The 20,244-nt window shown below is 67.3% G+C and carries 14 protein-coding genes; 5 read left to right on the top strand and 9 right to left on the bottom strand.

Annotation, left to right across the window (positions count from 1 at the left end; genetic code table 11):
* Window positions 1-246: 246 nt before the first annotated feature.
* The 4 genes from infB to rimP are packed head-to-tail and all read right to left on the bottom strand — an operon-like array spanning window position 247 to window position 6,082.
* Complete coding sequence (infB, locus tag DD559_RS03540; protein ID WP_116467974.1) at window positions 247-3,135, bottom strand: translation initiation factor IF-2; 2,889 nt, start codon at window positions 3,133-3,135, stop codon at window positions 247-249.
* Between the two features lie 4 nt (window positions 3,136-3,139).
* On the bottom strand, window positions 3,140-3,844 hold the full coding sequence (locus DD559_RS03535) for a DUF448 domain-containing protein (RefSeq protein ID WP_116467973.1): 705 nt from the start codon (window positions 3,842-3,844) through the stop codon (window positions 3,140-3,142).
* 57 nt (window positions 3,845-3,901) lie between these two features.
* Window positions 3,902-5,521, bottom strand: a complete 1,620-nt coding sequence (gene nusA, locus DD559_RS03530; protein ID WP_116467972.1) for a transcription termination factor NusA — start codon at window positions 5,519-5,521, stop codon at window positions 3,902-3,904.
* 6 nt (window positions 5,522-5,527) lie between these two features.
* On the bottom strand, window positions 5,528-6,082 hold the full coding sequence (gene rimP / locus DD559_RS03525) for a ribosome maturation protein RimP (RefSeq protein ID WP_116467971.1): 555 nt from the start codon (window positions 6,080-6,082) through the stop codon (window positions 5,528-5,530).
* 220 nt (window positions 6,083-6,302) lie between these two features.
* Here rimP and DD559_RS03520 point away from each other — a divergent pair, with 220 nt between their 5' ends.
* Window positions 6,303-7,583 (top strand): PQQ-dependent sugar dehydrogenase, encoded by a 1,281-nt coding sequence (locus DD559_RS03520; RefSeq protein ID WP_116467970.1) that lies wholly within the window; start codon window positions 6,303-6,305, stop codon window positions 7,581-7,583.
* A gap of 43 nt (window positions 7,584-7,626) precedes the next feature.
* Here the strand turns inward: DD559_RS03520 and DD559_RS03515 are convergent, their stop codons facing one another.
* Together DD559_RS03515 and DD559_RS03510 are read right to left on the bottom strand one after the other, a co-directional pair.
* The gene (locus tag DD559_RS03515; RefSeq protein WP_116467969.1) at window positions 7,627-8,004 is read right to left on the bottom strand and encodes a PaaI family thioesterase; all 378 of its coding nucleotides are present in this window, start codon (window positions 8,002-8,004) and stop codon (window positions 7,627-7,629) included.
* The gene (locus DD559_RS03510) at window positions 8,001-8,453 is read right to left on the bottom strand and encodes a PaaI family thioesterase (RefSeq protein WP_116467968.1); all 453 of its coding nucleotides are present in this window, start codon (window positions 8,451-8,453) and stop codon (window positions 8,001-8,003) included. Before DD559_RS03510 ends, DD559_RS03515 begins: the two co-directional genes overlap by 4 nt.
* Window positions 8,454-8,532: 79 nt before the next feature.
* Between DD559_RS03510 and DD559_RS03505 the strand changes: the two genes are divergently transcribed.
* The 3 genes from DD559_RS03505 (at window position 8,533) to DD559_RS03495 (ending at window position 10,918) form a co-directional block, all read left to right on the top strand.
* On the top strand, window positions 8,533-9,309 hold the full coding sequence (locus tag DD559_RS03505; RefSeq protein ID WP_116467967.1) for a crotonase/enoyl-CoA hydratase family protein: 777 nt from the start codon (window positions 8,533-8,535) through the stop codon (window positions 9,307-9,309).
* A 123-nt stretch (window positions 9,310-9,432) separates the two neighbouring features.
* Window positions 9,433-10,503, top strand: a complete 1,071-nt coding sequence (gene aroC, locus DD559_RS03500; protein WP_116467966.1) for a chorismate synthase — start codon at window positions 9,433-9,435, stop codon at window positions 10,501-10,503.
* Window positions 10,504-10,627: 124 nt separating this feature from the next.
* On the top strand, window positions 10,628-10,918 hold the full coding sequence (locus tag DD559_RS03495; RefSeq protein ID WP_116467965.1) for a hypothetical protein: 291 nt from the start codon (window positions 10,628-10,630) through the stop codon (window positions 10,916-10,918).
* A gap of 57 nt (window positions 10,919-10,975) precedes the next feature.
* On the opposite strand, the gene DD559_RS03490 is transcribed toward DD559_RS03495, so the two are convergent.
* Together DD559_RS03490 and DD559_RS03485 are read right to left on the bottom strand one after the other, a co-directional pair.
* The gene (locus tag DD559_RS03490; RefSeq protein ID WP_116467964.1) at window positions 10,976-12,265 is read right to left on the bottom strand and encodes an adenylosuccinate synthase; all 1,290 of its coding nucleotides are present in this window, start codon (window positions 12,263-12,265) and stop codon (window positions 10,976-10,978) included.
* 142 nt (window positions 12,266-12,407) lie between these two features.
* A complete protein-coding gene (locus tag DD559_RS03485; RefSeq protein WP_116467963.1) occupies window positions 12,408-15,731 on the bottom strand; it encodes a PAS domain-containing protein in 3,324 nt (1,107 codons plus the stop codon).
* 163 nt (window positions 15,732-15,894) lie between these two features.
* Between DD559_RS03485 and DD559_RS03480 the strand changes: the two genes are divergently transcribed.
* On the top strand, window positions 15,895-16,902 hold the full coding sequence (locus DD559_RS03480) for a fumarylacetoacetate hydrolase family protein (RefSeq protein ID WP_116467962.1): 1,008 nt from the start codon (window positions 15,895-15,897) through the stop codon (window positions 16,900-16,902).
* Between the two features lie 42 nt (window positions 16,903-16,944).
* Here DD559_RS03480 and DD559_RS03475 read toward each other — a convergent pair whose 3' ends face one another.
* The gene (locus DD559_RS03475; RefSeq protein ID WP_116467961.1) at window positions 16,945-20,241 is read right to left on the bottom strand and encodes an error-prone DNA polymerase; all 3,297 of its coding nucleotides are present in this window, start codon (window positions 20,239-20,241) and stop codon (window positions 16,945-16,947) included.
* Between the last annotated feature and the right edge of the window lie 3 nt (window positions 20,242-20,244).

Genomic DNA, 20,244 nt, shown 5'->3' with positions numbered 1-20,244 from the left:
TTTTGGGCTCCCGGCGTTCCAGCACCGAGAGCCCGCACTGGGTTATCTGCGGCTTAGCTCAATGAGCTTCGCCACCAATCCGAGCAACGCGACGATAAACGTCGCGAAACCCAGAACCAGACCTGCAACTGTTTCTATTGGCACATGAACCACCTCCTTCCCGGCCGCAGGTGCAGCCGGAAAGGAAGCGTATCACAGGCGAGGGCCACCGAGGAACAAAAGGTGTCCTTCGGCAGCCTCACCCCATTACAGCGTACGTTCGCGCAGCTCGACTTCGTAGGTTTCGAGGTAGTCGCCGGCCTTGATGTCCACGAAGTTCTGCGTGAACGTCACGCCGCACTCGAGACCGGCGCGCACTTCGGCCACGTCGTCCTTGAACCTGCGCAGCGAGGCGATCTCGCCGGTGTAGATGATGACGTCGTTGCGCGTGATGCGCGCCTTGAGCGCCTTGCGGATGAAGCCGTCGACGACCAGCAGACCGGCCGCCTTGCCGTGCTTGCCCGCCGAGAAGACTTCCTTGATCTCGGCGCGGCCGACGACCGTTTCGAAGGCTTCCGGACCCAGCTCGCCCGCCATGCCCGCGCGGATCTCGTCGGTCAGGTCGTAGATGACGTCGTAATACTTCAGCGCCACCTTGTTGCGATCGGCGATCTCGCGCGCCTTGGCATTGGCGCGGACGTTGAAGCCGATGATCGGCGCACCGCTGGCCGCTGCCAGCGACACGTCGCTCTCGGTGATACCGCCGACGCCCGAGTGCAGGATGCGCACGCGGATGTCGTCGTTGCCCAGCTTGCTGAGCGCACCCACGATCGCCTCGGTCGACCCTTGCGTGTCGGCCTTGACCACCACCGGATATTCGATCGCCTGCTTGTCCTTGAGCGCGGAGAACATGCTCTCCAGGCTCGCCGGTGCCTGCGTCGTGCGCTTCTGGAGCAGCACGCCCTGGCGATATTCGGCGACTTCGCGGGCACGCGCCTCGTTCTCGACCACCTGCAGCGGATCGCCCGCCGACGGCACGCCCGAGATGCCGAGCACCTCGACCGGCATCGCCGGGCCGGCTTCCTTGATCTGCCGACCCTTGTCGTCGATCATCGCACGCACCTTGCCGCTTTCCGCGCCGACGACGAACACGTCGCCCACGCGCAGCGTACCGCGGTTGACCAGGATCGTCGCAACCGGGCCGCGGCCTTTGTCGAGCTTGGCTTCGATGACGGTGCCTTCGGCCTCGCGATCCGGGTTGGCGCGCAGTTCGAGCAGTTCGGCCTGGAGCTGGATCTTCTCGATCAATTCGTCGAGGCCGATCTTCTTCAGCGCCGAGACTTCGACGTTCTGGACGTCACCGCCCATTTCCTCGACCACCACTTCATGCTCGAGCAGACGCTCGCGCACCTTCTGCGGGTTCGCACTATCGAGGTCGACCTTGTTGATCGCCACGATCATCGGCACGCCGGCCGCCTTGGTGTGATTGATCGCCTCGATCGTCTGCGGCATCAGCCCGTCGTTCGCCGCGACCACCAGCACGACGATATCGGTGACATTGGCACCGCGCGCGCGCATTTCGGTGAAGGCTTCGTGGCCCGGCGTGTCGAGGAAGGTGATCTTCGACTTGTCCTTCAGCGTGACCTGGTAGGCGCCGATATGCTGGGTGATGCCGCCGGCCTCGCCCTTCACCACATCGGTGCCGCGCAGGGCATCGAGCAGCGAGGTCTTGCCGTGATCGACATGGCCCATGATCGTGACGACCGGCGGACGCGCCTGCAGCGTATCCTCGGGATCACCCTCGGTATCGATCTGCAGATCGACGTCGCTGTCGCTGACGCGCTGCACGTTGTGACCGAATTCGGTGACGAGCAGTTCGGCAGTATCCTGATCGATCGACTGATTGACCGTGACCATCATGCCCATCTTGAACAGGGCCTTCACCAGATCCGCACCCTTTTCGGCCATACGGTTGGCGAGTTCCTGTACGGTGATGGCATCGGGCACCACCACGTCGCGGACCTGCTTGATCTGCGGCTCGCGCGGACTGCCATAGGAGCGGCGATGCTCCTTCTCTCGCGCGCGCTTCAGCGCCGCGAGGCTGCGGGCGCGGGCGCCGTCGTCGCCGCCCAAGGCACGGGTAACGGTGAGCTTGCCCGACTGACGACGATCGTCACCCTTGCGATCGCGCGACGGCTTGGCCGGATCCGCACCGGGGCGGCGCGGCGCGGCGCCGGCGGGTGCCGGACGCGGCGCACCACCGCCAGGCGCGGGACGCGGGGCCTGATTCTGCGTGGGCTGTTGCTGCGGCTGCTGCGCAGGCGCTGCCTGCTGCGGCTCGGGCTTGGGCGCCGGCTTTGGTGCGGGCTTGGGGATTTCCGGACGCTGGACAGGCGTGAAGCGACGCGGCGCCGGCAGCGACGCATCCAGCTGCAGCGTGATTGGCCCCTGCGGGATAGGACGCCGCGGCGGCTGCGCAGGTGCAGCCGGCTTGGACGCGGCTGCCTGCGGCTGCGCAGGCTTGGGTGCCGCCGGCGCGGCAACGGCTGCCTGCGGAGTCGGGGCCGGGGCGGGCGCCGCCGACGCTGCAACCGGCGCAGGCGCGGGCGCTGCTTCAGCGATCACCTCGGGCTTCGGTTCAGGCGCGGGAGCGGGCGTCGGTTCAGGTATCGGTGTCGGCGCAGGCGTCGGCGCGGCGGCAGCCTCGGCTTCGGCGCGCGCACGCTCTTCAATCCGGCGACGCTCTTCCTCGACTGCCTCGGCACGGAGGCGTTCCTCGCGGCGGCGCGCTTCCTCCAGCGCCTGCATGCGCTGCTCTTCGGCCTCGCGCAGCAGCTTGGCCTGGCGCTCCTGCGGAGACAGATTGTCCATCGGCTTGCGCGGTGGCGGCGCCGCCGGGCGCGGGGCCTGGGAGGCCGGCGCGCGCGGAGTCTGAGCAGCCGGAGCGGCGGCGGGCGCAGGCGCGGGAGCCGGCGTCGCCTCGTCGATCGGCGCACCCTGCGGGCCGAGGACACGGCGACGCTTTACCTCCACGACCACGGTGTTGGAACGGCCATGGCTGAAGCTCTGCTTCACCTTGCCGGTTTCCACCGTGCGCTTCAGACCCAGCGGCGCGCGCATGCCCAGTTTCGGCTTGTCGTTTTCGGTGTCGCTCATGCGGCTACTCAAGTTCCTCAGTAATGTTCGTCGTCAATGGCACGGCGGACGGAAATGCCGATGCGCCTTGCGATTCGGTTTCGCAAGGCACGGAAGCAGGTTCGGGTCCGATAAAGTGCAGCCAACGATCGAGCGCTTCGCTCGTCCGTTGCGCCGCCCGGGCGTCGATGAGTCCGGCGTGTACCACATTTTCGCGGCCTAACGCCAAGGACAATATGGTACGCGGGAGCGGCAATGTTAACCCCTTCAGGGGCGAACCTTCCCGATCCGAACCAACCCGCCACGCCTGTGCGAGTCGGCGACTGCCGTCTTCGCCGGCGTCGGATGCGTGCAGCAGCAAGTGGAGCCGGCCGCTGCGCGCGGATTTTTCGATCCGCTCCGCGCCGATTACCACATAGCCCGCCTTCGCCTCCAGTCCCAGCCGGTCGAGCGCAGCGCGCAGCAGTTGGGCGGCGATCCGATCTTCCAGATCGTCGGGGATGCGAATCTCGGCGGTACGGAAGCTGCGCGACAGCGCCGCCCGCAACCGCCCCTTATCACGCGACGCCGCGAGCCCCGCCTTGTCGACGGAGATCCAGGCACCGCGGCCCGGGGCCTTGGCACGAATGTCGGGCAGCACTTCGCCCTCGGGCGAAAGCACGAGTCGGATCAGCCCTTCCCGCGGCGCTTCCTCGCGCGACAGGATGCAGGTGCGAACCGCGTCGGTCATCGTCCCCTCCCGTTGCCGAGAGGGGGGACGACCAGTGCCAATGTCAGTCGGCGCGTATCATTGTTCGGAGTCCGCAATTGCGTCCTCCTCGCCTGCCTGCGCAGGTTCTTCATCGGCGAACCAATGGGCGCGGGCCGCCATGATGATCTCGTTGCCCTGTTCGTCGCTCAAGCCATACTCCGCCAGGATGCCGCCCTTGGGCTCCTTGCGCGGGGTATCGTCGCCGCGGCGACGGGGCTCGGCGCGCTTCTTCTCGACCAGCTCGTCGGTCGCCAGGTCGGCGAGGTCGTCGAGCGTCTTGATGCCCGCCTTGCCGAGCGTGACCAGCATCGCTTCGGTCAGGTACGGCATGGTGGTCAGCGCGTCCTCAACGCCGAGCGCACGGCGCTCCTCGCGATTGGCTTCCTCGCGGCGCTCCAGCGCTTCCTGGGCGCGGTTCTGGAGTTCCTGCGCCAGGTCCTCGTCGAAGCCCTCGATCGTCGCCAGTTCCTCGACCTCGACATAGGCCACTTCTTCCAGCGCGCCGAAGCCTTCGGCGACCAGCAGCTGGGCCAGCGTCTCGTCGACGTCGAGCTCGTTCTGGAACATCTCCGAACGCTCGACGAATTCCTTCTGGCGCTTCTCGCTCGCATCCGCCTCGGTGAGGATGTCGATCGCCTTGCCGGTCAGCTGCGAGGCCAGGCGCACATTCTGGCCGCGACGGCCGATGGCGAGGCTCAGCTGATCGTCGGGGACGACGACTTCGATGCGATCCTCTTCCTCGTCGATCACGACGCGGCTGACGTTCGCCGGCTGCAGCGCGTTGACGACGAAGGTGGCGGTGTCCGGCGACCAGGGGATGATATCGATCTTCTCGCCCTGCATTTCCTGCACGACGGCCTGCACGCGGCTGCCCTTCATGCCGACGCAGGCGCCGACCGGATCGATCGAGCCGTCATGGCTGATCACGCCGATCTTGGCGCGGCTGCCCGGGTCGCGGGCAGCCGCCTTGATCTCGATGATGCCGTCGTAGATTTCGGGCACTTCCTGCGCGAACAGCTTCTTCATGAACTCGGGATGCGCCCGGCTCAGGAAGATCTGCGGACCACGGTTCTCGCGGCGGACGTTGAGCACCACCGAGCGGACGCGATCGCCGACGCGGACGACTTCGCGCGGGATCTGCTGGTCGCGGCGGATCACGCCTTCGGCGCGGCCTAGGTCGACGACGATGTGGCCGAACTCGACGCGCTTGACCACGCCGGTGATGATCTCGTTGACGCGATCCTTGAACTCTTCGAACTGACGCTCGCGCTCGGCATCGCGAACCTTCTGGAAGATGATCTGCTTGGAAGCCTGCGCCTGGATGCGGCCGAATTCGATCGGAGGCAACGGATCGACGATGAAGTCGCCGACCTTCGCGCCCTTTTGCAGCTTCTGCGCGCCCTTCAGGTCGACCTGCTTGAAATAATCATCGACCTGCTCAACGACTTCGACAACGCGCCAGAGGCGCAAGTCACCGGAAATCGGATCGAGCTTCGCGCGAATGTCGTTCTCGACACCATAGCGGTTCTTCGCCGCGCGCTGGATCGCATCTTCCATCGCCTCGATGACGATGGCCTTATCGATCAGCTTTTCCTTCGCGACCGAATCGGCGATGGCGATCAGTTCGGCCTTGTTGGCGGAAATGGCGGTGGCCATTCGGGCTTATCCTTCTACTTCAATAATCTTGTCGGCGCCCTCGGCAGAGAGCGGCGCGGTGGCGGCGATCAACCGGTCGGTCATCGTCAGCTTCGCATCCTCGATCGCCGCGAACGGGAGCACATGGCTCGCCTCGTCCTGCGTTACGATCGTCACGGTTTCAGCCTCTGCATCGATGCCGGCCAGGTCGCCCTTGAACTGCTTGCGCCCGTCGAGCTTCTCGGCGAGGGTGATCCGCGCCTCATGCCCCTTCCAGTCGGCGAAATCCTGCAGCCGAGTGAGTGGTCGGTCGATGCCCGGCGAGCTGACCTCCAGCCGATAGGCATGGTCGATCGGATCACGACCCTCGGCTTCCAGCCGGTCGAGCAGGTCCGAGATGCGGCGCGACAGATCGGCGCAATCGTCGATCGTCAGCTGGCGCGTATCCGGACGCTCGGCCATGATCTGCAGCGTGGGATCGCTCTGGCCACCGAACATCTTCACGCGCACTAGGGCAAAGCCCAGCGCCTGCGCTTCGGTTTCGATCATCTTGGCCAGTTCGGCGAGATTCGCCACGCACATCTCCAAATAGGGGTTCAAGCAGCTTCAGCGCCGGAGCCTGGCGGCCCCGACCTCGATCATGTTTGACGATGTCCGAGAAAAGCAGCCGCGATATACGCAATCCTTGCCATGGGAGCAAGAGGGACGCGGCACCCTTGCATCTTTTCACAGCGGATAGACGTTGCAACTTGTTGCAAAACCGGCTGCGTTCGTGGCCGAGCCCTAGCCGGAGACCCTGTCCATGCCCCGTCCGCTGCTGTTGATTCCCGCGCTCTTCGCCGCGGCCTGCTCGTCGCCGGGCTCGAACGCCCAGGCCCCGGCCGGCACCAACGCGACGCCAACCCCGCTGCCATTGCCGAGCGGTACGCCGGTATCGTTGCCGGCCAGCACCCCGTTCACCGCGACACGCGTCGCCGATTTTGATTCGCCCTTCGCGCTTGCCTTCCTGCCGGATGGAGTCGCGCTCGTCACCGAAAAGGCCGGGCAGATCCAGCTCTGGGAAGTCGGCCAGAAGGCACAGGCAGTAACCGGCGTGCCCAAAATCGCAGCCGGCGGCCAGGGCGGCCTGCTCGACGTGGCCCCCGCGCCCGACTTTGCAAGCAACAACACGATCTACTTCACCTACGCCGAACCGCGCGCGAACGGCAGCGCGCTGGCGCTCGCCCGCGCCAAGCTGACCCGCGGCAAGGCGATGGCGCCGCGACTCGACAATGTGGAGGTGCTGTTCCGCTCCGGTGCCGACGGCAACGGCGGGCAGTTCGGCGCCGTCATTGCGTTCGCGCCGGACGGCAAGTCGCTGTTCCTCTCGTCGGGCGAGCGCCAGCGCTTCACGCCCGCCCAGGACCCGAATCAGGCGATCGGCAAGATCTTGCACCTGACGCTCGACGGCAAACCGGCCGCGGACAATCCCGACGCCGGCAAGGTCGGCGCCACCACCGTGCAGGTGATCGATCCGCCCGAAGACAGCGAAGCCGCCAAGACCGCCAAGGGCCGCCCCTTCGCGTTCGACGGGCCCAACCCCGCGCCTGCGTCGATCTGGAGCAGCGGCCATCGCAACCCGTACGGCCTCGTCTTCGATGCGGCCGGCAATCTGTGGGAGCATGAGATGGGCCCGCAGGGCGGCGACGAGCTGAACCTGATCGTGAAGGGCCACAACTATGGCTGGCCCAATGTCTCGTTCGGCGAGAACTACAACGACAAGCCGATCCACAAGCCCAAGTCGGGCGATGGTTATGAGCTGCCCAAGCTCTACTGGGTGCCGTCGATTTCGCCCTCGGGGCTGATCTACTACACGGGCAGCGAGTTCCCGCAGTGGAAGGGCTCGCTGCTGATGGGGGCGATGTCCGGCCAGGCGCTGATCCGCATCGCGCTCGACGGCACCAATGCCCGCAAGGCGGATCAGTGGGACTTGGGGATGCGCATCCGCGACGTGGCCCAGGCGCCCGACGGCTCGCTGTGGCTGCTGCAGGACGGCGCCAAGGGCGATGGCGGCTGGCTGATGCGGGTCAGCCCGAAGAAGTGAGATCGTAAATTCCTCCCGGGGCGCAGCTCGGGGAGGATTTGCATTACCGAACGATCAGGAAATTCATCCGCGCCGCCGCGATCGGCCGATCCTCCTCATCCTGCCACGCGATCGCGCTGACATTCGCCACCCGATTGCCCAGCCGCGTCACGGTGCCCTTGGCCCGCGTCTCCTTCTCGCGGCCGCCGCGCATGTAATCGACGGTGACGTTGACCGGCTTCACCTTCGCCCCGTCTTCCGCCGCCAGCGCCTGAAGCAGCGCGCCAACCGCGGCCATCTCGAGCAGCCCGCCGATCGCACCGCCATGCAGGAACCGCGGTCGACCGACCACATCGCCCGAAAACGGCATCACCAGCACCGGCGCATCCCCACCCGGCTCGACCGTAAGCCCCAGCAGCTCGGCATAAGGAGGAAGCTTCACCAGTATCCCTCCGCCGCCATGAAGGTGCCGGCGACATGCGCCAGCGGATCGGCCGGATCGCCGTCATGCGCCTGGCCGCGCACGAACGCGATCGAACGCGTCAGCCGATAGCATTCGCACCGCCCGATCACCGTCTGGCCGGTGCGCGCCGGGCGCAAATAGTCGATCCGCAGGTCCAGCGTCGCATGCGGCAGGAACCTGCCCGCCTTCAGCCACACCGCGACGCTGCTCGCCATGTCCATCAGCGCGAGGATCGGCCCCGAGGCGAGCACGCCGGTCTCCTCCTGCCCGACCAGGTCGGCGCGCCCGGGCAGCTCCAGCTCGGACCATTCCTCGCCATGGTCGCGGTGGGCGATGCCCAGGCGGCTGCCATGGTTGGGAAAGCGGAGCGCGAAGAAGGCGCGCGGATCGAACCGGGGCGGCGCCGCGGGATCGCTGGACTGGGACATACCCGTTTTTCTAGCGCCACCGTCTTGCCCGCGCAAATGCTTCGCCGCACATTGCCCGGGAACGAGAGAGGATGCCGGAATGAACGACCGCGTAACCTGGACCATCGAAGGCGGCGTGGCCGATGTGCGACTGCACCGGCCGGACAAGATGAACGCGCTCGATCCGGCGATGATCGAAGGGCTGCTGACGGCAATCGAGACGCTAGGCCAGACCGTCAGCCTGCGCGCGGTGGTGCTTTCCGGCGAAGGCCGCGCCTTTTGCGCCGGGCTCGACATGGCGAGCATGGCCAATGTCGGCAGCGGCGTCGACATCGCGGCGCGGACGCACGGGCTGGCCAACAGCTACCAGCAGGTCGCCTGGGGCTGGCGGGCGCTGCCGGTGCCGGTGATCGCGGCGGTGCACGGCGTCGCATTCGGCGGTGGGCTGCAGATCGCCAGCGGGGCGGACATCCGAATCGCCGCCCCCGATACCCGGCTGTCGGTGATGGAGCTGAAATGGGGCATCGTACCCGACATGGCGGGCTTCGTGCTCTGGCGCGGCACGGTGCGCGACGACGTGTTGCGCGAGCTTACCTATACCGCCCGCGAGTTCGGCGCAGCAGAGGCGGAGAGGTTCGGCTTCGTGACCCGGCTAGCCGACGATCCGCACGCCGAGGCCCTCGTGCTCGCCCATGCCATCGCCGGCCGCAACCCAGACGCGATCCGCGCCGCCAAGCGGCTCGCGAACCATGAGGGCGACGCTGCCGCCGTGCTGCTGGCCGAAAGCGTCGAGCAGGCGGCGCTGCTCCGCACACCCAACCAGATCGAGGCAGTGATGGCCAACCTGCAGAAGCGAAGTCCCCAGTTCCGCGACTAGCGCGCCCATACCGCAGCCTCAAATGCCCGCGCCGCTCGCCCCGTGTCCGCCGAACGGGTTGCAGCCGCGCGCGACACCTGCGAAACGGCCCGCGGTTTCAACCCAGACGGAGGGCGTGCGCCGATGTCGTTCAACAGCTTCGGTCGCGTATTCCGCTTCACCACCTGGGGCGAGAGCCATGGCCCCGCACTCGGCGCCGTGGTCGATGGCTGCCCGCCGGGGCTGACGCTCAGCGAGGGCGACATCCAGCCCTTCCTCGATCGCCGCCGCCCCGGCCAGTCGCGCTTCACCACCCAGCGGCAGGAGCCGGACCAGGTCCGCATCCTCTCCGGCGTGTTCGAGGGGCGCACGACCGGCACCCCGATCGCGCTGCACATCGACAATGTCGACCAACGCTCCAAGGACTATTCGGACGTCGCCAAGGCTTATCGGCCCAGCCATGCCGATTATGCCTATGATCAGAAATACGGCTTCCGCGACTATCGCGGCGGCGGCCGTTCCTCGGCGCGCGAAACCGCGGCGCGGGTGGCGGCAGGCGCCGTCGCACGGCTAGTTATCCCGGAAGTGATGATTACCGCCTGGGTCGAAGCGATCGGCGGCGATGCGATCGACTATGCGAAGTTCGACGCCGCCGAGATCGGCAACAACCCGTTCTTCTGCCCGGACCCGGACGCCGCCGCGCGCTGGGAAGCGCTAGTCGATGCCGCGCGCAAGGACGGCTCCTCGCTCGGCGCGGTGGTGACCTGCGAGGCGACCGGCGTTCCCGCCGGCTGGGGGGCACCGCTCTACGCCAAGCTCGACAGCGAGCTGGCGGCGGCCTGCATGTCGATCAACGCGGTGAAGGGATTCGAAATCGGCGACGGCTTCGCGGCGGCGGCCCTGCGCGGTGAAGAGAATGCCGATGCGATGCGACCGGGCAATGATGGCGGCGTCGCCTTCCTCGCCAACCATGCCGGCGGCATTGCCGGCGGTATCGCCACCGGCCAGCCAGTGCGGATGCGCGTAGCGTTCAAGCCGACCAGCTCGATCCTGATTCCGGTCGAGACCATCACCCGCGACGGTGAAGCGAGCGAAATTCGCACGAAGGGGCGCCACGATCCTTGTGTCGGCATCCGCGGGGTTCCGGTGGTAGAAGCAATGGTCGCGCTGGTGCTGGCAGACCAGAAATTGCTGCATCGGGCACAGATCGGCTGATCTTGGCGTCGATTCACCCCCGGTCCGTTGCTCAAGGGCGATAAGCCGAAGCGGCGAGAGTAAACTTTCACATCATCTTGGCGTTAAGGTTCCGTTGGCACGATCAACAGAAGGATGCCGAGTAATGCTTATCAAGACTATGTTTGCCGCCGCTGCCGTGATCGCCGCTCCCGTCGCGTTCGCGCAGGATACTACGCCGAGCCAGACGGCGCCGGGCCAGACCACCACCGCACCGGGCCAGCCCGATCCGGGCACGACCACGTCCCCGGCTGATTCTTCGGCCAACACGCAGCCTGAATCGCCGTCGAGCACCACCACCACCCCGCCGTCAGATTCGACGACCACGACGACCACTGATTCGACGAGCAAGGACGAAACGGCACGTCCAGGCGAAGAGCCCAAGCATCACCGCTAATTCGCGGTAACGCCTAGACGCCCGGCCTTGCCCTATGGAAGGCCGGGCGTCTTTGCGTCAGTCCGCGAAGGGATCGCGGACGAGGATGGTGTCCTCGCGCTCAGGGCTGGTCGAGACCAACGCCACCGGGCACTGGATCAGCTCCTCGACGCGGCGGATATACTTGATCGCCTGCGCCGGGAGATCGGCCCAGCTCCGTGCGCCAAAGGTCGATTCGGACCAGCCTTCCGTCGTCTCGTAGATTGGCTCCACCGCCGCCTGGTCGGGCGCGCTGGCGGGGTAATAGTCGAGCACTTCGCCGTTCAGGCGATAGCCGGTGCAGACCTGGATCTCCTCGAACCCGTCGAGCACGTCGAGCTTGGTCAGCGCGATGCCGGTGATGCCCGAGACCGCGACCGACTGGCGCAGCAGCACCGCATCGAGCCAGCCGCAGCGGCGCTTGCGGCCCGTGACGGTGCCGAATTCGTGGCCTCGGGTGCCAAGGCGATCGCCAACATCATTGTCCAGCTCGGTCGGGAACGGCCCGGAGCCGACGCGGGTAGTGTAGGCCTTGGCGATGCCGAGCACGAAGCCCACCGCCCCCGGCCCCATGCCGCTGCCGCTCGCCGCGGTGCCCGACACGGTGTTGGACGAGGTGACGAACGGATAGGTGCCGTGATCGATGTCGAGCAGCACGCCCTGCGCACCTTCGAACAGGATCCGGCGGCCGCGCGACCGCGCCTCGTTGAGCATCTTCCACACCGGCTGCACGAACGGCAGCACGAAGCCGGCGATGCCGCGCAGTTCCTCGACCAGCGCCTCCCGGTCGATCGGCGGCTGCCCGAAGCCGGCGCGCAGCGCATCATGGTGCGCGGCGAGACGATCGAGCTGCGGCCCGATCGCATCGAGATTGGCGAGGTCGCACACCCGGATCGCGCGGCGGCCGACCTTGTCTTCATAGGCCGGGCCGATGCCGCGACGGGTGGTGCCGATCTTGCCGGCACCGCTGGCATCCTCGCGCAGCGCATCGAGATCGCGGTGGAAGGGCAGGATCAGCGGGCAGGTATCGGCGATCTTGAGCGTATCCGGCGTCACGTCGACGCCCTGATCACGCAGCTTCTCCACCTCGGCCTTCAGCGCCCAGGGATCGAGCACCACGCCGTTGCCGATCACGCTCGGCGTGCCGCGCACGATACCCGAAGGGAGCAGCGAGAGCTTATAGACCTTGTCGCCGATCACCAGCGTATGGCCGGCATTGTGCCCGCCCTGAAAGCGGACCACCACATCGGCGCGCTCGGCGAGCCAGTCGACGATCTTGCCCTTGCCTTCGTCACCCCATTGGGCGCCGATCACTGCCACATTTGCCATGGATACACGTCCTCCGCCTGCCGGGCGGACCCTGGCCGCCCTTCGACAGGACTCGGCGGCAGGGACTGGTCAAACGGACGCGTCGCCCGAAGCCGCGGCGCGCATGGCGAAAGCGGCCCCGAAGGTCAAGCCTTTCCTGCCGTCAGCCGTCCAGCGCAGCGCGGATCGCCACCGCCAGCGCTGCCACGTCGAACGGCTTGGGCAGGATATCCTCGTCCGTATCGCCGCTCGGTTCGTCGGGCGCATAGCCGCTGGTCAGCAGCACCTTCAACTCGGGACGGCGCTTGCGCACCCGCCCGGCCAGTTCGCGACCGCTCATCTCGGGCATCACCACATCGCTGAACAGCAACGATACCGGCTGGCCCCGCTCGATCAGGCGCAGCGCCTCGATGCCATCGCGCGCGAACAGCACGCCATAGCCCAGATCGCGCAGCGCCTCGACGGAGAAGCTGCGCACGCGCTCCTCGTCTTCGACCACCAGCACGATCTCTTCCGGGCACCCGCGCGGCAGTTCGCGCACTTCGCGGGCATCGACGGGCGCCGGCACCGCTTCGGGGCGCGCCGGCAGCAGCACGCGTACCCTGGTACCAACGCCTTCCTCGCTTTCGATCGTCACCTGCCCGCCCGACTGGCGCACGAAGCCGAACACCTGGCTAAGGCCAAGGCCGGTGCCCTTGCCCAGCCCCTTGGTGGTGAAGAACGGATCGAAGGCGCGGGCAGCCACCGGCCCCGGCATACCGATGCCGGTATCCGCGATCAGAAGCTCGACATAGTCGCCGGGCGCGACATCGTGCGATTCCGCGCCTGCACCGTCCAGCGTCACCTGCCGCGTCTCGATCGTCAGCGTGCCTCCCTCGGGCATGGCATCGCGGCCATTCACCGCGAGGTTGAGGACGACATTTTCCAGCTGGTTGCGATCGGCCACCACCGGCGCAAGCTGATATGCCAGCTGCGTTTCGATCACCACGCCTTCGCCGAGCGTACGGATCAGCAGCTCGATCATCCCGCTCAACATGTCGTTCACGTCGAGGGCGGTGGGGGCAAGCGGTTGCTGGCGCGAAAAGGCGAGCAGCCGCTGGGTGAGCGCCGCTGCACGGGTAGCGCCATCGCGCGCGGCCACCAGATAGCGTTCGATATCCGATCGGCCCTGGGCCACCCGCCGTTCCAGCAGATCGAGCGCGCCGATCACCACCGCGAGCATATTGTTGAAATCATGGGCGATACCGCCAGTCAGCTGGCCCACCGCCTCCATCTTCTGCGCCTGGCGAAGCTGCGCCTCGGCCGCCATCAGCCGTTCGGTGCGCTCGCGGACCGCGGCCTCCAGTTCCTCGCGCGAGCGGGCGAGGACTTCGCGAGCGTCGACGATATCCTGGATGTCGGTGCTGGTGCCGAACCAACGAACGATGCGGTCGCTCTCATCGCGCAGCGGCTGCGCGCGACCCAGCGCCCAGCGATAGGCGCCGCTATGGTGCCGCATGCGATATTCGATGCGGTACAAATCGCCGGTGCGGATGCAATGGTCCCACACCGCCGCAGCGCGGGCCTGGTCGTCCGGGTGGAGCACCTGGGCCCAGGCTTGGCCATCGGTGCTGCCGAGCGGTACCCCGGTATACTCGTACCAGCGGTCGTTATAATAATCGACGAACCCGGCCGCATCGGCCGCCCAGACCATGTGATCGATCGAATTGGTGATCGCGCGGAACTTCGCCTCGCTTTCGCGCAGCGCCAGCACGGCATCGGCGCGCTCCACCGAATCCCAGGTGGTTTCCACCACCGTTTCGATGAACGCGATCTCTTCCGCCTGCCATGCGCGCGGGCCATCGGCATTGGCGTAGAAGGTCGCCACCCATTGCCCGCCGCGCAACAGCGGCACCCCGATCGCCGAGGGGGAAATCCTGCTCAGCTCGGTCTGCGGATACTCGGCGCTGCTGTCGCTGAACGTGATGGTGCGCCCCTGGCGATAGCGCTCGATCAGCGGCGCTACCGCGTTCAGTGTCCACTGGCCGGTCAAGGGCGGCAGGCTGCCGCTCGTCCAGCAGGGGCCGAGATGGATGACCTCCCCTGCCACCCGATAGAAGCCCACGCGCGCAAGCCCCAGCTTCATGCCGAGTTCCTGTGCCGTCATCTGCATGATCGCATCCGGCGTCTCGAGCGCACGTTGCCGTTCCGCCAGACCGTGCAGGAAGGATTGCGCCTCGGTAATGCCGCGCAGCTCATCGGCGGCTTCCTGCGCGGCCTCCTCGGCCCGCTTGCGATTGGTGATATCGAAGCTGACGCCAGGGAATCGGATCGGCCGACCCCGATCGTCGAAGATGCAGTTGCCCTGGGTCAGCAGCCAGCGCACATCGCCATCGCCGCGCACGACGCGGAATTCCACCATCAGCGGCGTGCCACCGGAAAGCGCCTGCTGCACCTCGGCAAGCACCATCGCCCGATCGTCCGCGTGGATATAGGTGAGCACCGATTCGAAGCCGCCGCCCGCCGCCACCCGCTCGGGTTCGATGCCGAACAGCTTGGCGAACCGCCTATCCCCGGTGATCCTGCCGGTTTCGATGTTCCATTCCCACGTCCCGATCCCGATCGAGGTGTTAAGCGCCAGTTGCAGGCGCTCCTCGCTCACGCGCAACGCCTCCTGGGTAAGCGCGCGCTCGGTCACGTCGCCGACGGCGACGAAGATGCCGGTTGTGGAGCCGATGCTGTTCTTGATCGGCTGAAACACGAAATCGACGACGCGCCGTTCCGGCTCGGCATCGCCATGGCGGCGCAACAGCACGCTTTGCCCGAGCGCGCGATAGGGCTCGCCGTTGCGATACACCTGATCCAGCAGGCCGACGAAGCCCTGATCGATCACCTCGGGCAGCACATCGGCCACGCGCCGGCCGATCACATCGTCCCGCCCGACCAGTTCCAAATAGGCCGGGTTGGCGATGGTGAAGACGTGTTCCGGCCCATCCAGCAACGCCACGGCACCGGGCGCCTGCTGGAAATAGTCGCGCAGCCGTTCCACCTCGGCCCGCTGCTCGCGTTCGGCGACCACCGCGCGCGTGGTTTCGCTCCCCTGATTGAGGATGCCGAGAACGCGGCCCTCCCCGTCTCGGATCGGCGTGAGACTGTAGTTCCACCAGGTTTCGCGCGGCACGCCGTTGCGGACCATCATCAGCAACTGATCGAACGTCGCCACGCCCCGCCCGGTAGCACGCACCTGCTCCATCTGCAGGCCGACGACATCCCAGATATCCGACCATACTTCCGCACCGGGCCTGCCCAGTGCCCAGGGATGCCGATCCTCGGGAATATGCGCCCAGGCATCGTTGTAGAGCAGGCGAAGCTCCGGCCCCCAGTAGATGGCGGTGGGGAAACTCGACGCAAGCGCCATATCCACCATCACCCGCAGCGGTTCCGGCCAGGTTTCCGGCGGGCCGAAAGGATGCGCGGCCCAATCGAGCGCACGAATACGCTCGGCCATTTCACCGCCATGGTCTAGGAAACGGAGCGGAGGGGGCATGTGCAATGCGATGATCATGGCCCCGTGCGAAGTCAACTCGGCTGGGCAAAATACGTAAGGCCGGCAAAAGGTTCCAGCCCTGCCCTAGTTGCGTTATGGCGCGATGCGAAGGAGATGGTGTCGAATGAAACTAGCCAGCCTCAAACAGGGACGCGACGGCAAGCTCGTCGTGGTATCCAACGATCTCGCCTGGTGTGCCGATGCCAGCCATATCGCCCCCACGCTACAGGCCGCACTCGACGAGTGGGTGCGGGTGGAGGGCGATCTGCGCAACCTGGCCACCGATCTCGAGCATGAAGCCATCCCGATGATGCGCTTCCACGAGCGGCAGGCGGCGGCGCCGTTGCCGCGCGCCTATCAATGGGCGGATGGATCGGCCTATGTGAACCATGTCGCACTGGTGCGGCAGGCGCGCGGCGCCGAGCTGCCCGAGAGCTTCTGGCACGACCCGCTGATGTACCAGGGCGGCTCCGACGGATTCCTGGGGCCGCGCGATGCGATACCGCTCAAGGACGAGAGCTGGGGCTGCGACCTGGAAGCCGAAGTGGTGGTCGTCACCGGCGACGTGCCGCTGGGCGCGAGCCGCGAGGAGGCGCTGGCGGCGGTGCGGCTGGTCGGCCTGACCAACGACGTGTCCTTGCGCAACCTGATCCCCGGCGAACTCGCCAAGGGTTTCGGCTTCTTCCAGTCCAAGCCGGCCAGCGCCTTCTCGCCGGTGTTCGTCACCCCCGATGCGCTGGGCAGCTGGTGGCAGGACGGCAAGCTGCACCGCACGCTGATGGTCGACCTCAACGGCAAGCCGTTCGGCCGCGTGGCGGCAGGCGAGGACATGACCTTCGATTTCGGCACGCTGATCGCCCATGCGGCGAAGACGCGGGCGCTGGGCGCGGGCACGATCATCGGATCGGGCACCGTCTCGAACCGCGACGCCGATGGCGGCCCGGGCAAACCGATCGGCGAGGGCGGCAAGGGCTATTGCTGCCTCGCCGAGGTCCGCACCGTCGAGACGATCCTGCGGGGCGCGGCGGAAACGCCGTTCCTCAAGGCCGGCGACACGATCCGCATCTGGGCGGAGGACGACAAGCACCATCCGATCTTCGGCACGATCGAACAGACGGTGGTCGCGGGCTGATCCGCGCGGGAGCGACGTCCGGTAGCGACGCCGCTCCCGCCATCAGTGGAAATCGTGCGACTTGATCGGGATGATGTCCTCGCGCCGGGAGGGCCAGCTCTCGGGCGTGCGCTGCTTGGGATAGGCGGGGGCGGGATCCTGCGCGCGGGTGACCTTGCGGTCGCGCGAATCGATCGTGCCGCCATGCGTCGCGCCGTCGCCGGGCATCGTCATCCGCGGCAGGTCGCGTGCGCCGACGCTGCGCAGCAATTCGGTGAGGTCGGTGATCGTCTCGGCGATCAGGTGCAACACCTCGCCCTCGCGCTGGAGCCGCCCCCGCACGGAGATCATCGGCGCGGCGAGGATGATCGGGCGATAGAGCGCAAAGCGTGCCGGCCAGACGATCGCATTGGCGATGCCGGTCTCGTCCTCCAGCGTCAGGAAGATGCTCTTGGCGCTGCCCGGCTTCTGGCGGACGAGCACGATGCCCGCCACTTCCGCCCGCGCGCCGTCCTTGAGCGCCCTGAGGTCCCCGCACGGGCGGATGCGCCGCGCCGCCAGCGTGCCGCGGAGGAAGTGGAGCGGATGCGCGCGCAGGCTCAGCTGGGTGGCGCGGTAATCCTCCACCACTTCGCGGCCGGCGGTGAGGGGAGTGAGCGTCACCGCAGGTTCGGCGGCCTGGACAGGGCCTTCAATGGCGGCGAACAACGGCAGCGGCGCCTGATCGAGCGCCTTGATCGCCCAGAGCGACTGGCGGCGGTCCTGCCCGAAGCAGCGGAACGCATCGGCCTGGGCGAGCTTCTCCAGCGCGGCGGGGGAGACGCGGGCGCGGCGCCAGACGTCCTCGATCGAGGCGAAGGGCCGCTCGGCGCGGGCGGCGAGGATCGCATCGGCATCGCGCGCGGACAGGCCCTGCACCACCCGCATGCCGAGGCGAAGGGGAAGGCGGGAGGGGAGCGCAGGCGGGCAGGATCGGCCCAGCACCCGCGTATCCCAGTCGCTGTCGTTGACGCACACCGCGCGCACCTCGACGCCATGCTCACGCGCGTCACGCACGATCTGCGCCGGGGCATAGAACCCCATCGGCTGGGCGTTGAGCAGCGCCGCACAGAAGATGTCGGGATGGTGGCACTTCATCCAGCTCGACGCATAGGCGATCTTGGCGAAACTCGCCGCGTGGCTCTCGGGAAAGCCATAGCTGCCAAAGCCCTCGATCTGCTTGAAGGTGCGTTCGGCGAAGTCCTGCGTGTAGCCCTTCTTGAGCATCCCGCTGATCATCTTCTCCTTGAAATGGGTGACGCCGCCGGTCGACTTGAACGTCGCCATCGCCCGGCGCAGCGCATCGGCCTCGGCGGGTTCGAAGCCGGCACCGACGATGGCGACCTTCATCGCCTGTTCCTGGAACAGCGGCACGCCGAAGGTCTTTTCCAGCACGTCTTTGAGCTCTTCGCTCGGATACTCGACCTCCTCCTTCCCCTCGCGCCGGCGGAGATAGGGATGGACCATGTCGCCCTGAATCGGCCCAGGCCGCACGATCGCGACCTGGATGACGAGGTCGTAAAACACCTTTGGCTTCAGCCGTGGCAGCATCGACATCTGCGCGCGGCTCTCGATCTGGAAGGTGCCGAGCGTATCGGCCTTCTGGATCATCGCGAAGGTGGCGGGGTCATCCTCCTGCATCGCGTCCGAGGCGAGCGTCAGCTGCACCCCCTTGTGCTGCTCCAGCAGATCGAACGCCCGCCGCATGCAGCCGAGCATGCCAAGCCCGAGAATGTCGACCTTCATCAGGCCGAGTTCCTCGATATCGTCCTTCTCCCATTCGATCACCCGCCGGTCGACCATCGCGGCGGGTTCGATCGGCACGATCTCGTCCAGGTTCGCCTGGGCCAGCACGAAGCCGCCGGGATGCTGCGAGCGGTGGCGCGGCGTCCCGATCAGCTGACGGGCAAGGTCGAGCGTCAGCGCCAGCCGCGGTTCGCTGGCGTCGAGGTTGAGCGCGGCGGCATCGGCCTCGCTCACCCCCTCGTTCGACCAGCCCCAGACCTGCCCCGCCAGCCCGGCGGTGACGTCCTCGGGCAGCCCCAGCGCCTTGCCGACCTCGCGCACCGCCCCCCGCGTGCGGTAGCGGCTGACCACCGCGGTGAGTGCGGCGTGGCGCGCGCCATAGGTCTCGTAGATCCACTGGATCACTTCCTCGCGCCGCTCATGCTCGAAATCGACGTCGATATCGGGGGGCTCGTTGCGGTCTGCGGAAAGGAACCGCTCGAACAGGAGCTTGTGCACGACCGGGTCGATCGAGGTGACGCCGAGCAGGAAGCAGATCAGCGAATTGGCCGCGCTGCCGCGTCCCTGGCACAGGATCTCCTGCGCGCGGGCATAGCGGACGATCGAGTGGACGGTGAGGAAATAGGGCGCGTAGCCGAACGTCTCGACCAGCCGCAGCTCCTTCTCGAGCAGCTCGGCATAGGCGGGCGGCGGCCCCTCCGGGAATTTCACGGCGAGCGCATCGCGGGTGAGCTTGGCCAGCGCCTGCTGCGGGCTGCGGCCGGACATCACCACTTCGTCCGGGTAGCGATAGAGCTTGCCGAGTTCGCGTGGGGAGAAACTGCAGCGCTCGACCACTGCCTCCACCGCCTGCAGCGCCTCGGGCCAGGCGGCGAAGCGGCGCGCCATTTCGTGCGGGGGCTTGAGATGCCGGTCGGCGCTGCGGGCGCGGCGGAAGCCGAGATCGTCGACGGTGGTGGTGTGGCGGATCGCGGTCATCACGTCGTGCAGCATCCGCCGGTCGGGGTGATGATAGAGCACATCGCCGGTGGCGAGCGGGGTCAGGCCATGCGCCGCGGCGGCCTCTGCCAGCCCATGCAGCCGCACCGCCTCCTGCGGGCGACGATGACGGGTGAGCGCGACATGGCCGCGCGCCCCGAACACATCCGCCATCCAGCGCAACGCCGCCGGATCGCCATTGTCCGCCATGCCGGGCACCAGCGCCGCGATGAGGCCGTCGGCATGGCCGGCGACATCCTCCCAATGGAGGAAGCACTGCCCCTTCTCGCCATGCTGCGCATCCGCCCGCGCCTTGCCGATGCTGAGCAGCCGGGTGAGCCGCGACCAGGCCGCCAGATCCTCGGGCCAGACCAGCACCCCGCTGCCGTCGGTCAGGTCCAGCCGGCAGCCGGTGACCAGCCGCACGCCGGTCTCTTCCGCCGCGACCAGCCCGCGGACGATGCCGCCGACGCTGTTGTGATCGGTGATGCCGAGCGCGGGCATGCCATAGGCCGCCGCCGCCTCGAACAGCTCGGATGGCGCGGAGGCGCCGCGCAGGAAGGAATAATGGCTGGTGACCTGGAGTTCGGAATACATGGG

The sequence above is a fragment of the Sphingomonas pokkalii genome (assembly GCF_003096275.1).
Taxonomy (GTDB): Bacteria; Pseudomonadota; Alphaproteobacteria; order Sphingomonadales; family Sphingomonadaceae; genus Sphingomonas; species Sphingomonas pokkalii.
Note: the sequence above shows the minus strand (reverse complement) of the source record. Positions and strands in the feature narration are given on the sequence as shown.

Bases quoted from the DNA above. Each gene is read 5' to 3' on its own strand.
- DD559_RS03475 (WP_116467961.1), bottom strand. From the start codon at position 20,241: ATGTATTCCGAACTCCAGGTCACCAGCCATTATTCCTTCCTGCGCGGC.
- nusA (WP_116467972.1), bottom strand. From the start codon at position 5,521: ATGGCCACCGCCATTTCCGCCAACAAGGCCGAACTGATCGCCATCGCC.
- DD559_RS03510 (WP_116467968.1), bottom strand. From the start codon at position 8,453: ATGTCCCAGTCCAGCGATCCCGCGGCGCCGCCCCGGTTCGATCCGCGC.
- DD559_RS03480 (WP_116467962.1), top strand. From the start codon at position 15,895: ATGAAACTAGCCAGCCTCAAACAGGGACGCGACGGCAAGCTCGTCGTG.
- aroC (WP_116467966.1), top strand. From the start codon at position 9,433: ATGTCGTTCAACAGCTTCGGTCGCGTATTCCGCTTCACCACCTGGGGC.
- DD559_RS03485 (WP_116467963.1), bottom strand. From the start codon at position 15,731: ATGGCCGAGCGTATTCGTGCGCTCGATTGGGCCGCGCATCCTTTCGGC.
- DD559_RS03505 (WP_116467967.1), top strand. From the start codon at position 8,533: ATGAACGACCGCGTAACCTGGACCATCGAAGGCGGCGTGGCCGATGTG.
- DD559_RS03495 (WP_116467965.1), top strand. From the start codon at position 10,628: ATGCTTATCAAGACTATGTTTGCCGCCGCTGCCGTGATCGCCGCTCCC.
- DD559_RS03490 (WP_116467964.1), bottom strand. From the start codon at position 12,265: ATGGCAAATGTGGCAGTGATCGGCGCCCAATGGGGTGACGAAGGCAAG.
- rimP (WP_116467971.1), bottom strand. From the start codon at position 6,082: ATGTGCGTGGCGAATCTCGCCGAACTGGCCAAGATGATCGAAACCGAA.
- infB (WP_116467974.1), bottom strand. From the start codon at position 3,135: ATGAGCGACACCGAAAACGACAAGCCGAAACTGGGCATGCGCGCGCCG.
- DD559_RS03535 (WP_116467973.1), bottom strand. From the start codon at position 3,844: ATGACCGACGCGGTTCGCACCTGCATCCTGTCGCGCGAGGAAGCGCCG.
- DD559_RS03520 (WP_116467970.1), top strand. From the start codon at position 6,303: ATGCCCCGTCCGCTGCTGTTGATTCCCGCGCTCTTCGCCGCGGCCTGC.